This is a genomic window from Xanthomonas sp. MLO165 (assembly GCF_018831305.1).
In the GTDB taxonomy this organism is placed as follows: domain Bacteria; phylum Pseudomonadota; class Gammaproteobacteria; order Xanthomonadales; family Xanthomonadaceae; genus Xanthomonas; species Xanthomonas arboricola.
In genome coordinates, this window is record NZ_CP029263.1 from 173,061 (window position 1) to 185,329 (window position 12,269).

Sequence of the window (12,269 nt, forward strand, 5' to 3'; positions counted from 1 at the left end):
TGAGTGCAGTCACGGTAGGAAGGGTCGACCAGGCCTTGAGTAGGCAGGGGTCGATCCGGACGGGAGTTGGACTGGTGCGTCGTGACCGAGCGCCGGCGGATCTGCGGGGTGGGTCGGCCCGCGTCGTTTCCTTCGTCACGGTGCGTGCGCGCGCCGTGGTCTGCTGAGGGGGCGCCATGCGGATCTGTGTTCTCAATGAGGCAACCGGCGAGCAGGCCGGGCTGGAGCAGCGCTGCAGGTCGGCGCGTGAGGCCGGCTTTGACCATGTCGTGCTCGCGCCGCCGTTTGCACGCGACGCCGAAGGCCGGCTGAGCGAGGTCGCCACCACCGGCGAGGAAGACGCGCAGCGTCTGCGCGAGGTGGTGCAGGTCGCGCACCGGGCCGGCGTGAAGCTGCTGCTCGATGTGCGCCTGGATGAAGTGGGCGGTGCCAGCGCCGTGGTGCGCGACAACCCGCAGTGGTTCCGGGCACGCAGCACGGCGGTGCCGGACCCGCGCCAGCCGCGCGCCACGCCCGAAGTGGCCGAGGCGCGCTTTACCTATGCGCAGGAAGGTGCGGCGCTGGTGGAGTGGTGGAGCGCGCGCTTGCTGGACTGGGCCTCGCAGGGCGTGGCCGGCTTCCGCCTGTTGCAGCCGCAGCAGGTGCCGGCGCAGCGCTGGCGCGAGCTGATCGCGCGCGTGCATGCGCAGGCACCGGAGGTGGTGTTTGCGGCATGGACGCCGGGCCTGGGCATCGAAGCCTTGCAGCAGCTGGCCGGTGCCGGATTCGATGTGGCGTTCTCCTCGCTCGCATGGTGGGACGGCCGCGGCAGCTGGTTCTTCGACGAAGACACGGCGCTGCGCGCGTTGGCGTCGCAGGTTGTCGCAGTGGTGGGTGCGCCCGATGGCAAACGTGTGGCCACTGCCGGGCAGCACTGGCAACTGGCCCAGGCGCTGGGCGGTGCGTGGCTGCTGGACGAGACCCAGCTGGAGACGTTGCCCTTGTCGATCAGGGCCCGCGATGGCGTGCCGCCCAGCAGTGCCGGCTTGCGGTTGCGTCCGCTGCTGCGCGAGGGCACCGGCCTGACGGCGGTGGCGATCGAGCCGCTGGGCGGCTTGCCGTCGCTGCTGTTGATCAACGGCGATGCCGATCATGTGGTGCCGGTCCCGGCGCCGGATCTGCTGCGCCTGCTCGGCGATGCCGAAGCGCTGGTGGGCGAGGACGGCAGCACGCTCTCCGGCGCGACGCTGGAAGCATTGGAGCCGGGCGAGGTGCGGGTCTATCGCAGCGTGCCGGCCCGGCACGTGCTGGCGGTGCCGCGCATGCGCCCGCGCCCGCAGACCGCGGCCGCCTGGCCGCGCGTGTGCATCGAGTCGGTGACCCCGTCGGTCGATAACGGCCGCTTCCCGGTCAAGCGCACCGTGGGCGACCGTATCTGCGTGGAAGCCGATGCGTTCTGCGATGGGCACGACCGTATCGCAGTGGCGGTGCTGTGGCGCCCGGCCGATGCCAAGACCTGGGCCAGCGCGCCGATGCGTGCGTTGGGCAACGATCGCTGGCGTGCGGAGTTCCCGCTGGAGCGCATCGGCACCTATGAGTTCCGGGTGGAAGGCTGGCGCGATGTGTTCGCCACCTTGCATGCGGATCTGGAAAAGAAGCGCGCCGCCAACACGGTGCTGCCGGTGGACGTGCAGGAAGCGGTGGCCGTGGTGCAGGCCGCGCATGCACGCAGCAGCGGTGCCTTGGCCGAGCGCCTGCAGGCCGTCCTCACCCGCATCGGTGCGCAGAGCGAGCCGCTGCAGCAGCTGGCGATTGTGCTGGAGCCGGATACCGCGCAGGCAATGGCAGCGGCCGACGACAAGCCGTTCCGCTCCGAGACGCCGGTGACCTTCCGGGTGGAGTCCGAGCGGCGCGCGGCGCATTTCGCCAGCTGGTACGAATTGTTCCCGCGCTCGCAAAGCGGCGATCCGCAGCAACACGGCACCTTCGACGATGTGATCAAGCGGCTGGCGCATATCCGCGCGATGAACTTCGACGTGCTGTACATGCCGCCGATCCATCCGATCGGCGCGAAGAACCGCAAGGGCCGCAACAACTCTGTCACTGCGGTCGACGGCGAGCCGGGCAGCCCGTATGCGATCGGCGCGGCCGACGGCGGGCACACCGAGGTGCATGCCGAGCTCGGCGGGCTTGAGGGCTTCCGCCGCTTGATCCAGGCCGCACGTGCGCATGGGCTGGAAGTGGCGCTGGACTTCGCCATCCAGTGCGCGCCGGATCACCCGTGGTTGAAGGACCACAAGGACTGGTTCACCTGGCGCGCGGATGGCTCGATTCCGTATGCGGAGAACCCGCCGAAGAAATACCAGGACATCGTCAACGTCGACTTCTATGCCAGCGGTGCGGTGCCGGATCTGTGGAACACGCTGCGCGATGCGGTGCTTTTCTGGGTTAACGAGGGCGTGACGCTGTTCCGCGTCGACAACCCGCATACCAAACCGTTCCCGTTCTGGGAGTGGTTGATTGCCGATATCCGCGGGCGCCGGCCGGATGTGGTGTTCCTGTCGGAGGCCTTTACCCGGCCGAAGATGATGTACCGCCTGGCCAAGTGCGGTTTCTCGCAGTCCTATACCTACTTCACCTGGCGCAACCACAAGCACGAGCTGCAGGAGTATGTGGACGAGTTGAACCAGGGTGTGCCGCGCGAGTGCTTCCGTCCGCATTTCTTCGTCAACACGCCGGACATCAATCCGCTGTTCCTGCAGACCAGTGGGCGCAACGGGCATCTGATCCGCGCCGCGCTGGCGACCACGCTGTCGGGGCTATGGGGCATGTATCAGGGCTTCGAACTGTGCGAGGCCACGCCATTGGCGCCGGGCAAGGAAGAATATCTGGACTCGGAGAAGTTCCAGCTGCGCGCCTGGCCCGAGCGTGCGCCCGGCGACATCGTCGATGAGATCACCCGCTTCAACCAGCTGCGCCGCATGCACCCGGAGCTGCAGTCGCACCTGGGCACGCGCTTCTACCAGGCGCACAACGACCAGGTGCTGTACTTCGGCAAGTTCCTGGATGCCGGCTACCTGTCGCGCAGCCGCAGCATGGTGTTGGTGGCGATCAACCTGGACCCCAACGCTGCGCAGGACGCCGCAATCGAAGTGCCATTGTGGGAGTTGGGCCTGCCCGATCACGCCAGCGTGGCGGTGGACGACCTGTGGGACGGCCATCGCTTCACTTGGCAGGGAAAACAGCAACACATCCGTTTAGAGGCGACGCGGCCGTTCGCGTTATGGCGCATCCGCGCAGGAGAGGTCGCATGAATGCAGTCCCATCGTTACAAGCCGACGCGGAACAGTCCGCGGTGGTTGCAGACCAGCTTTGGTACAAGGACGCGATCATCTATCAGGTGCACGTCAAGTCGTTCTTCGACTCCAACGACGATGGCATCGGCGATTTCCCGGGGCTGATTTCCAAGCTGGACTACATCGCCGAACTCGGCGTGGACACCATCTGGCTGCTGCCGTTCTACCCCAGCCCGCGCCGCGACGACGGCTACGACATCGCCGAATACATGGCGGTGCATCCGGACTACGGCAGCATCGAAGACTTCGAGCAGCTGGTGGCGCAGGCGCATGCACGCGGCATCCGCATCGTCACCGAGCTGGTGATCAACCATACTTCCGATCAGCACCCGTGGTTCCAGCGCGCACGCAACGCGCCGGCCGGTTCGCCGGAGCGCGACTTCTATGTGTGGTCGGACACCGACCAGGAATACGAAGGCACGCGGATCATTTTCTGCGATACCGAAAAATCTAACTGGACCTGGGATCCGGTGGCCGGGCAGTACTTCTGGCACCGCTTCTATTCGCACCAGCCGGACCTGAACTTCGACAACCCTGCGGTGCTGGAAGCGGTGCTGGAAGTGATGCGCTTTTGGCTGGACCGCGGTGTGGACGGCCTGCGTCTGGATGCGGTGCCGTACCTGATCGAGCGCTCCGGCACCTCCAACGAGAACCTGCCGGAAACCCACGCGATCCTGCGCAAGATCCGCGCCACGCTGGATGCCGAGTACCCGGACCGCATGCTGCTGGCCGAGGCCAACATGTGGCCGGAAGACACCCAGCAGTACTTCGGCCAGAACGCCGACGAATGCCATATGGCGTTCCACTTCCCGCTGATGCCGCGCATGTATATGGCGATCGCACGCGAAGACCGCTTCCCGATCACCGACATCATGCGCCAGACCCCGGAAATTCCGGAGAGCTGCCAGTGGGCGATCTTCCTGCGCAACCACGATGAGTTGACGCTGGAAATGGTCACCGACTCGGAGCGCGATTACCTGTGGCAGACTTATGCCGCCGACCGCCGCGCACGCATCAATCTCGGCATCCGGCGCCGGTTGGCGCCGCTGCTGGAGCGCGACCGCCGCCGCATCGAGCTGATGACCTCCCTGTTGCTGACCATGCCCGGCACGCCGGTGCTGTACTACGGCGACGAGATCGGCATGGGCGACAACATCCATCTGGGCGACCGCGATGGCGTGCGCACGCCGATGCAGTGGTCGATCGACCGCAATGGCGGCTTCTCGCGCGCCGACCCGGCGCAGCTGGTGCTGCCGCCGGTGATGGACCCGTTGTACGGCTTCCAGGCAGTGAATGTGGAAGCGCAGATCCGCGACCAGCATTCGCTGCTGACCTGGACCCGCCGCGTGCTCAGCGTGCGCAAGCGCTACCAGGCCTTCGGCCGCGGCAGCCTGCGCTTTCTGTATCCGGGCAACCGCCGCATGCTGGCCTATCTGCGGTGCTACCAGGACGAGACGGTGCTGTGCGTGGCCAACCTGTCGCATACGCTGCAGGCGGTGGAGCTGGACCTGTCCGAGTTCGAGGGCCGCGTACCGGTGGACATCATCGGCGGCGGCAGTTTCCCGCCGGTCGGGCGGCTGACCTATCTGCTCACCGTGCCGCCGTTCGGCTTCTACGCATTCCAGCTGGTCAGCGAAGGCACCTTGCCGGACTGGCATGTGCCAAGCCCGGTGCCGTTGCCGGACTACCGCACGCTGGTGTTGCGCAGCGACACCGACGAGAGCAATGCGCTGCTGCCGCATCTGCCCACGCTGGAAGCGGAGATCCTGCCGGCCTGGTTGTCGGCACGGCGCTGGTTCTCTGCCAAGGACCAGGCACTCAAGCACGTGCGCATCTCGCGCCGTACGCCGCTGCCGGGCGCCGAGCCGATGAGCCTGCTGGAGCTGGAAGTGGAGCTGGAAGACGGCCACCACGAGAGCTACATGTTGCCGGTCGGCATCGTGTGGGAGCGCGACCAGCCCAGCACCCTGGCCGAGCAGCTTGCGCTGGCCCGCGTGCGCCAGGGCCGCGAGGTGGGTTACCTCACCGATGCCTTCGCGCTCAAGCCGATGGTGCGCGGGGTGATCGACGCCTTGCGCGACAACGCCGCGCTGGAGTTCTGCGATGGCGACGATGCCTCGCAGCAGGGGCAGGTGCGCTTCGAGGCGACACCGGCGCTGGCCACGCTGGAAATACCGCAGGATCCGGAGATCCGCTGGCTGTCGGCCGAGCAGAGCAACAGTTCGCTGGTGGTGGCCGACAAGGCGGTGTTCAAGCTGCTGCGGCACGTGGCCAACGGTGCCAACCCGGAGATCGAGATCGGCCGTCGCCTGACCGAGATGGGCTACGCCAACGCCGCGCCCTTGCTGGGCAGCGTCAGCCGTATCGATGCGCAGGGCACCATCACCACGATCGCGCTGCTGCAGGGCTTCATCCGCAACCAGGGCGATGCCTGGCGCTGGACGCTGGACCATCTGGCACGCAGCTTCGACGAGTACGCCACCGCGCAGACCGACGAATCGCGTGCCGAAGCCATCGCCGGCTACGATGCCTTTGCCGCGGTGGTCGGCAAGCGCCTGGCCGAGTTGCACGAGGCCTTGTCGCGCGACACTGACGATGCCGACTTCGTCCCGCAGCGCATCGACCTGCCCACCGCCAACGATGTGGTGGCTGGCGTCGCACGCCAGGTCGAAGAGATGTGGGACACCGTCAATGCACGCCTGGCCGGCAGCGACGATGCCACCGAGCGCGAAGCGCTGCAGGCGGTGCTGGCCGAGCGCCCGCAGCTGGATGCCTTGCTCGCCCAGGCACCGAGCGTGCTGGCCGACTCCTTGCTGACCCGCGTGCACGGCGACTTCCACCTGGGCCAGATCCTGGTGGCCTTCGACGATGTGGTGCTGATCGACTTCGAAGGCGAGCCGGCCAAGCCGCTGTCCGAGCGGCGCGCCAAGGCCAGCCCGCTGCGCGATGTGGCCGGCTTCCTGCGCTCGCTCGATTACGCTAGCGAAGTGTCGGCGCGTGGCGAGGAAGGCACCGCCGCCCGTGCGGGCGTGGGCGTGGACACGCATCTGGACGAGTTCCTGGTGCAGTTCCGCCGCCGTTCCACACAGGCGTTTCTGGACGCGTACCATGCCGTGCTCGATGCCAGTACGCACCCGTGGATCGCACCGGCAGCGTTCAACGCGGCCACCTTGCTGTTCCTGGTGGAGAAGGCCTGTTACGAGGTGCGTTACGAGGCTGCCAACCGCCCGGGCTGGCTGATGGTGCCGATCGAGGGCTTGCGACGCATCCTGCACCGCGCGCGCGCTGGTGCGGGAGACACATGATGAGTGGAGTGATGACAGCAGTGACCAATCGATGGGATCCCGGCGCAACCCGCGCCCTGGCCGAGGCACGCCATGGCGACGCATTCGCCATCCTGGGCGCGCACCCGACCGACAGCGGTCGGCTGCTGCGCACCTATCAACCGGGTGCCAACTACGTCAATGCCGTGCTCGACGATGGCCAGGTCATCGCGCTGGAGGCAGGCCCGGAGCCAGGCCTGTTCGCCGGCGCGTTGCCGGCGCAGGGCGGATACCGCCTGCGCATCGGCTGGCCCGGCGGCGAGCAGGACACCGCCGACCCGTATGCGTTCGGCCCGCAACTCAGCGACTTCGATCTGCACCTGATCAGCGAAGGCCATCATCTGCAATTGGCCGATGCACTCGGCGCCAACGCGATCGAAGTCGATGGCGTACGCGGCACGCGCTTTGCGGTGTGGGCGCCCAATGCCACGCGCGTGGCGGTGGTGGGCGATTTCAACAGTTGGGACGCGCGCCGGCATCCGATGCGGCTGCGGCACCAGTCCGGCGTGTGGGAGCTGTTCGTGCCCGACGTCGGCCCGGGGGCGCATTACAAGTACCAGCTGCGCGGCCCGCATGGGAACGAGTTGCCGGCGAAGGCCGACCCGGTGGCGCGGCGTGCCGAGCTGGCGCCGGGCACCGCCTCCATCGTGGCCGACCCCACCCCGCATCAGTGGAGCGATGACGGCTGGATGGCCACGCGTGCGCGCCGGCAGGCGCACGACGCACCGATGAGCATCTACGAGATTCATGCCGGCTCCTGGTTGCGCGAGGAAGGCGTGGACCTGGACTGGGATGGCCTGGCCGACCGCTTGATTCCGTATGTGGCCGATATGGGCTTCACCCATGTCGAGCTAATGCCGGTGACCGAGCATCCGTTCGGCGGCTCGTGGGGTTATCAGCCGCTGGGCCTGTTCGCGCCGACCGCGCGCTTCGGCTCGCCGGATGGCTTTGCCCGCTTCGTCGATCGCTGCCACCGCGAAGGCATCGGCGTGATCGTCGACTGGGTACCGGCGCATTTCCCCACCGACGCCCACGGCCTGGCGCATTTCGACGGCACCGCGCTGTACGAACATGCCGACCCGCGCGAAGGCTTCCACCGCGACTGGAATACGCTGATCTACAACCACGGGCGGCGCGAGGTGTCCGGGTTCCTGATCGCCAGTGCGCTGGAGTTCCTGCAGCGCTTCCACGTCGACGGCCTGCGCGTGGATGCGGTGGCCTCGATGCTGTACCGCGATTACAGCCGCAATGCCGGCGAGTGGGTGCCCAACATCCACGGCGGGCGCGAGAACTACGAGACCATCGCCTTCCTGCGCCGGCTCAACGAGGTGGTGCGCGAGCACACCCCGGGTGCGGTGATGATTGCCGAGGAATCCACCGCGTTCCCCGGCGTCACTGCCGATGTGGCGCACGGCGGCCTGGGCTTCCACTACAAGTGGAACATGGGCTGGATGCACGACACCCTGCATTACGCGGCGCTGGATCCGATCTACCGCCGTTACCACCATGGCGAGCTGACCTTCAGCATGGTCTATGCGTATTCGGAGCGCTTCGTGCTGCCGATCTCGCACGACGAAGTGGTGCACGGCAAGGGCTCGTTGCTCGGCCGCATGCCGGGCGACGACTGGCAGCGGTTCGCCAACCTGCGCGCCTACCTGGGTTACATGTTCACCCACCCGGGGCGCAAGTTGCTGTTCATGGGCTGCGAATTCGGCCAGCCCACCGAGTGGAACCACGACGGCGGCATTCCCTGGCATCTGCTGGATGACCCGCGCCATCGCGGCGTGCAGACCCTGGTGCGCGATCTGAATCGGCTGTATGTCGAATACCCCGCGCTGCACGCGCAGGACGATGACCCGGCCGGGTTTGCGTGGGTGGTCGGCGATGACGCGGCCAATAGCGTGGTGGCGTTCCTGCGCAAGGCAAAGCGCGGCGATGCGCCGGTGCTGGTGGTGATCAACTTCACCCCGATCGTGCAGCACGGCTACCGCATCGGCGTGCCGCAAGGCGGCCAGTGGCGTGAGGTGTTCAATAGCGATGCCGGCATCTACGGCGGCGCGAACCTGGGCAATGGCGGTGTGGTGAGCGCCGAGCAGCAGTCCATGCACGGCCATGCGCAATCCCTGCCGCTGTTGCTGCCGCCGCTGGGCGTCATCGTGCTGACGCCGCAGGGCTGATGCAGCACACACAGCGCCGGACCGCTGGTCCGGCGCTGTAGCACCTGTTAGATTGCGCGCCGTAGAGCGGCCAACACCTCGCTGCGCGCGCCCCACCGGGCGGTGCAGCCGGGGTGCCACCCGCTACGTAGGCGGCCCGGAGAGGGCTGCCGGGCACAGCCGCCGCCATGCCTTCCGTCGACCGTGTGTACGGGAGTGTTGTGCGTGGGCGTTTTGATGGCTGTGGTTTCTTCGATGGTTGAGCCGTTTATCCATGGTGTGCGCATCGCTGGATGCGCGCATGCACTGGTGCGGCCTGCACGTTCTCCGTGTGTCGGCGCGCAAGGTGGCGGCATGTGGCCAGCGCAGCTCGGTGTGTTGCCGTTCTCCGCTTCGGCGCAGGCGCAGGCATGAGCGGTTTGATGACCTGGTGTTATCTGCTCGGCGCTGCGGCGTCGGCGCTGGCGTTCTATCTGGCAACACGGCATCAACGCCTGTGGCCGCAGCGCCGGCTGTCCGCACGCGCGCTACGCATCGGCGCCAGCGCATTACTGCTGCTATCGCTGGGCTGCGCCATGCAGGCCTTGGGCACCTGGGCCGGCATCTTCGCCGCAGTGACGGCGCTGATGCTGGTGGCGGTGGCGCTGCCCTATCTGGATGCCTGGCGGCAGGCGCGCACGCAACGCAGGCAGGTGCGCCATGTGGGCTAGGTGGCTGGCCGCAGTGGTGCTGGGCCTGCCGCTGGCGGTCGGCGTGGTCGGCCTGTGCGCCCTGTTGCTGCCGGGGCCGCAGCAGAGTTACACGCTGGCATGGCTGCTGCTGATGTTTCCGGCCTGGGTGGGTGCGATGGCGCTGCCGTTCGTGTTCCGTCGCGCATCGCGCGCCTGGGCCGTGCTCGGCGGGCTGACGCTGCTGTGCTACCTCGCGCTTGCAGGCATCAAGGCATTGGGCTGGACGGAGTTGGGCGCATGAAAGCATCGACCTTGCGCGCGTTTCTGTCGGTCCACAGCTGGATGGGTCTGTTGGCGGGCATGGCCTTGTTCATCGCCTTCTACGCCGGCGCCATCACCGTGTTCACGCATGAATTGAGCGGCTGGCAGGCCACGCCGCCTGTCACACAGCGTGCGCCGGCAGATCCTGTCGCCGCCGCGCAGACCTTGCTGGATACGGTGATCGCCCGGCATCCGCAGGTGGCCGAATCCTTCCTGGTGCTGCTGCCCGGCGAGCACGGGCCGACTCCGCGGCTGTACTGGTATGGGCCGCAGGCCGAGGCCAGTGGCGGCATGCGGCAGTATCAACAGGCCGCCGATGGCCGCCTGCTGGAATTGCCGCAGCGCGTGGGCTTTGCCGATTTCCTCTACGACCTGCACTTCACCGCCGGCCTGCCACGCGTGTTCGGCACCTATCTGTTCGGTGTGGTGAGCGTGCTGTACGGGCTGGCGTTGCTCAGCGGGGTGGTGCTGTACGCGCCGGTGTTCTTCAAGGACCTGTTCGCGCTGCGGCCGGGGCACAACCTCAAGCGCCTGTGGCAGGACGCGCACAATGTGGTCGGCATGTTGTCGCTGCCGTTCCATGTGATCTTTGCCTGGTCCGGCGCGGTGTTGTGCCTGGGCGTGCTGTTGCTGGCGCCATTCCAGTTCCTGGTGTTCGACGGCAAGCTGATGCAGATCCTGGCACCGGAGTTCGAACTCACCCCGCATGTGCAACCTGCCAGGCGTGCGGCGCCGGTGTTGCCGGTTGCGGTGCTGCTGGACAAGGCGCGCGCAGCCAGCCCGGGCTTGGTACCGGAGAGCATCGGGTTCCATGATGCAGGCGATGCCCATGCACGCGCGGAAGTGTATGGCCACAACGATCAGCGCCGCCTCAACACACTCGGTGGCGTGGCATTGGACGCGGCAACCGGCCAGGTCCTGCGCGTGCTCGAACCAAGGACGATGTCACCAGGCACCTCCGCCTTGCGCGGGCTGCAAGGGCTGCACTTCGGCAACTTTGGGCATGCGCCGGTGCAGTGGCTGTATTTCCTGCTCGGGTTGGGCGGTGCGTTCCTGTTCTACAGCGGCAACCTGCTGTGGATCGAGACACGCCGCAAGCGTCGGTTGCTGGATCAACCGCGCCGCACCCACGCGATGGCGCGCCTGACCATCGGCGTCTGCCTGGGCAGCGTCGCCGGCATCTCGGCCTTGTTCATCGTCGCACGCTTGCTTGCGCAAGGACAGGAGCGTTATGTCTATTACGCGGTCTTTGCGGCCGTGCTGGTGTGGGCGCTGGTCCGCCCCACCGCACGTGGTGCGTACGAGGCGTTGCTGGCCTGCGCTGTCCTCACGGCGCTGATTCCGCTGGCCAGCTGTGTTTCGGCACATGGCCTGGTGCTGCCGTGGCAGGACGCGACGGTGCTGGTCGTGGATCTGATCGCCTTGGTGTTGGCATGGGCGTACTGGCAACTGGCGCGTGCGAGCAGGCGGCGCGGGCTGCAGGGCGATCCCAACAGCGTCTGGGCGTGGAAGCGCGCGCAACGCGCTGAGTCGACGCACTGACGTGATTGATGCCTGGCACGCTACGGTGTGCCGGGCATCAGCTGCGGCGGAGCACTTGTCGCTGACCATGCGGCTGGCCCCGAGACCTGGCCCGTTGACGCGACGGCCTCGCCGGGCAGTGCATCCTGATCGCCCGCCACCTTTACCCACACCCGATGACGGCTGCCGTCTTACGCATTGGCCTGATCTCCGACACGCACGGCGTGCTGCGGCCCGAGGCCGTGGCTGCGTTGCAGGGCTGCGCGGCGATCATCCATGCCGGCGATGTGGGCAAGCCGGATATCCTCGCCGCGCTGCAGGCGCTGGCACCGTTACATGCGATCGCCGGCAATATTGATAACAAGCCCTGGGCAGCGCAGCTTCCGCAAACGCTGGATCTGCTGATCGCAGGCGTGCGCATCCATGTGTTGCACGATCTGAAAACGCTGGCAGCGGATGTTGCTGCCGATGTGATCATCAGCGGGCATTCGCACAAGCCGTCGATACACACGCACGACGGTGTGCTGTACATCAATCCGGGCAGCGCCGGTCCGCGTCGCTTCAGCTTGCCGATCAGTGTGGGCACGCTGTGGCTGGGCGATGGCCCGCCGCGTGCGCAGCTGCAACTGCTGGAAATACGCTGACGGAAGTTGGATCCGTGCAACAGAGACGTGTGCAGGGATCTGGAGCGGCCAGCAAAAAACGACTGCACAGCCGTCATGCGTGCGCGGTCGCTGCTCGGAATCGGCGTGTACCACGCGTACTCCCCGGTTCTTAGCGTGCCGTCCGCACACATCTGACCACCGCTCGCGACGCTGTGTTGGCCACTCTTAGGCAATGCCACGCGCCGAAGTACATCGGCCCGGTACACCTGCCACTTCCGCATGTCGTGAGCATGCGGTGCATGCGATGACCGCCAGCACCGACCGCCGACAACCTGTG

At 67.0% G+C, this 12,269-nt stretch carries 7 protein-coding genes and 1 other RNA gene; all 8 read left to right on the forward strand.

Features of this window, described 5'->3' with window-relative positions:
* The first annotated feature begins 176 nt into the window (after window positions 1-176).
* The 8 genes from DGN21_RS00745 (at window position 177) to DGN21_RS00780 (ending at window position 12,153) form a co-directional block, all read left to right on the forward strand.
* On the forward strand, window positions 177-3,293 hold the full coding sequence (locus DGN21_RS00745; protein WP_126965349.1) for a maltotransferase domain-containing protein: 3,117 nt from the start codon (window positions 177-179) through the stop codon (window positions 3,291-3,293).
* Window positions 3,290-6,640, forward strand: coding sequence for a maltose alpha-D-glucosyltransferase (treS, locus tag DGN21_RS00750; RefSeq protein WP_126965348.1), 3,351 nt, complete (start codon window positions 3,290-3,292; stop codon window positions 6,638-6,640). Before DGN21_RS00745 ends, treS begins: the two co-directional genes overlap by 4 nt.
* Before the next feature lie 11 nt (window positions 6,641-6,651).
* Window positions 6,652-8,835, forward strand: a complete 2,184-nt coding sequence (gene glgB, locus DGN21_RS00755; RefSeq protein ID WP_039518359.1) for a 1,4-alpha-glucan branching protein GlgB — start codon at window positions 6,652-6,654, stop codon at window positions 8,833-8,835.
* A 389-nt stretch (window positions 8,836-9,224) separates the two neighbouring features.
* Window positions 9,225-9,524 carry a hypothetical protein gene (locus tag DGN21_RS00760; protein WP_054592004.1) on the forward strand — a complete coding sequence of 100 codons (300 nt, stop codon included), beginning with the start codon at window positions 9,225-9,227 and terminating at the stop codon, window positions 9,522-9,524.
* Window positions 9,514-9,786: a hypothetical protein gene (locus DGN21_RS00765; protein ID WP_026064062.1), complete on the forward strand. Its 273-nt coding sequence runs from the start codon at window positions 9,514-9,516 to the stop codon at window positions 9,784-9,786. Before DGN21_RS00760 ends, DGN21_RS00765 begins: the two co-directional genes overlap by 11 nt.
* Window positions 9,783-11,348 (forward strand): PepSY-associated TM helix domain-containing protein, encoded by a 1,566-nt coding sequence (locus tag DGN21_RS00770; RefSeq protein ID WP_126965347.1) that lies wholly within the window; start codon window positions 9,783-9,785, stop codon window positions 11,346-11,348. Before DGN21_RS00765 ends, DGN21_RS00770 begins: the two co-directional genes overlap by 4 nt.
* Window positions 11,349-11,503: 155 nt before the next feature.
* Window positions 11,504-11,971, forward strand: coding sequence for a metallophosphoesterase family protein (locus DGN21_RS00775; RefSeq protein ID WP_065033194.1), 468 nt, complete (start codon window positions 11,504-11,506; stop codon window positions 11,969-11,971).
* A gap of 105 nt (window positions 11,972-12,076) precedes the next feature.
* A non-coding RNA gene (locus DGN21_RS00780) (sX9 sRNA) lies at window positions 12,077-12,153 on the forward strand.
* Window positions 12,154-12,269: the final 116 nt, after the last annotated feature.

Bases quoted from the DNA above. Each gene is read 5' to 3' on its own strand.
- DGN21_RS00745 (WP_126965349.1), top strand. From the start codon at position 177: ATGCGGATCTGTGTTCTCAATGAGGCAACCGGCGAGCAGGCCGGGCTG.
- treS (WP_126965348.1), top strand. From the start codon at position 3,290: ATGAATGCAGTCCCATCGTTACAAGCCGACGCGGAACAGTCCGCGGTG.
- glgB (WP_039518359.1), top strand. From the start codon at position 6,652: ATGACAGCAGTGACCAATCGATGGGATCCCGGCGCAACCCGCGCCCTG.
- DGN21_RS00760 (WP_054592004.1), top strand. From the start codon at position 9,225: ATGAGCGGTTTGATGACCTGGTGTTATCTGCTCGGCGCTGCGGCGTCG.
- DGN21_RS00765 (WP_026064062.1), top strand. From the start codon at position 9,514: ATGTGGGCTAGGTGGCTGGCCGCAGTGGTGCTGGGCCTGCCGCTGGCG.
- DGN21_RS00770 (WP_126965347.1), top strand. From the start codon at position 9,783: ATGAAAGCATCGACCTTGCGCGCGTTTCTGTCGGTCCACAGCTGGATG.
- DGN21_RS00775 (WP_065033194.1), top strand. From the start codon at position 11,504: ATGACGGCTGCCGTCTTACGCATTGGCCTGATCTCCGACACGCACGGC.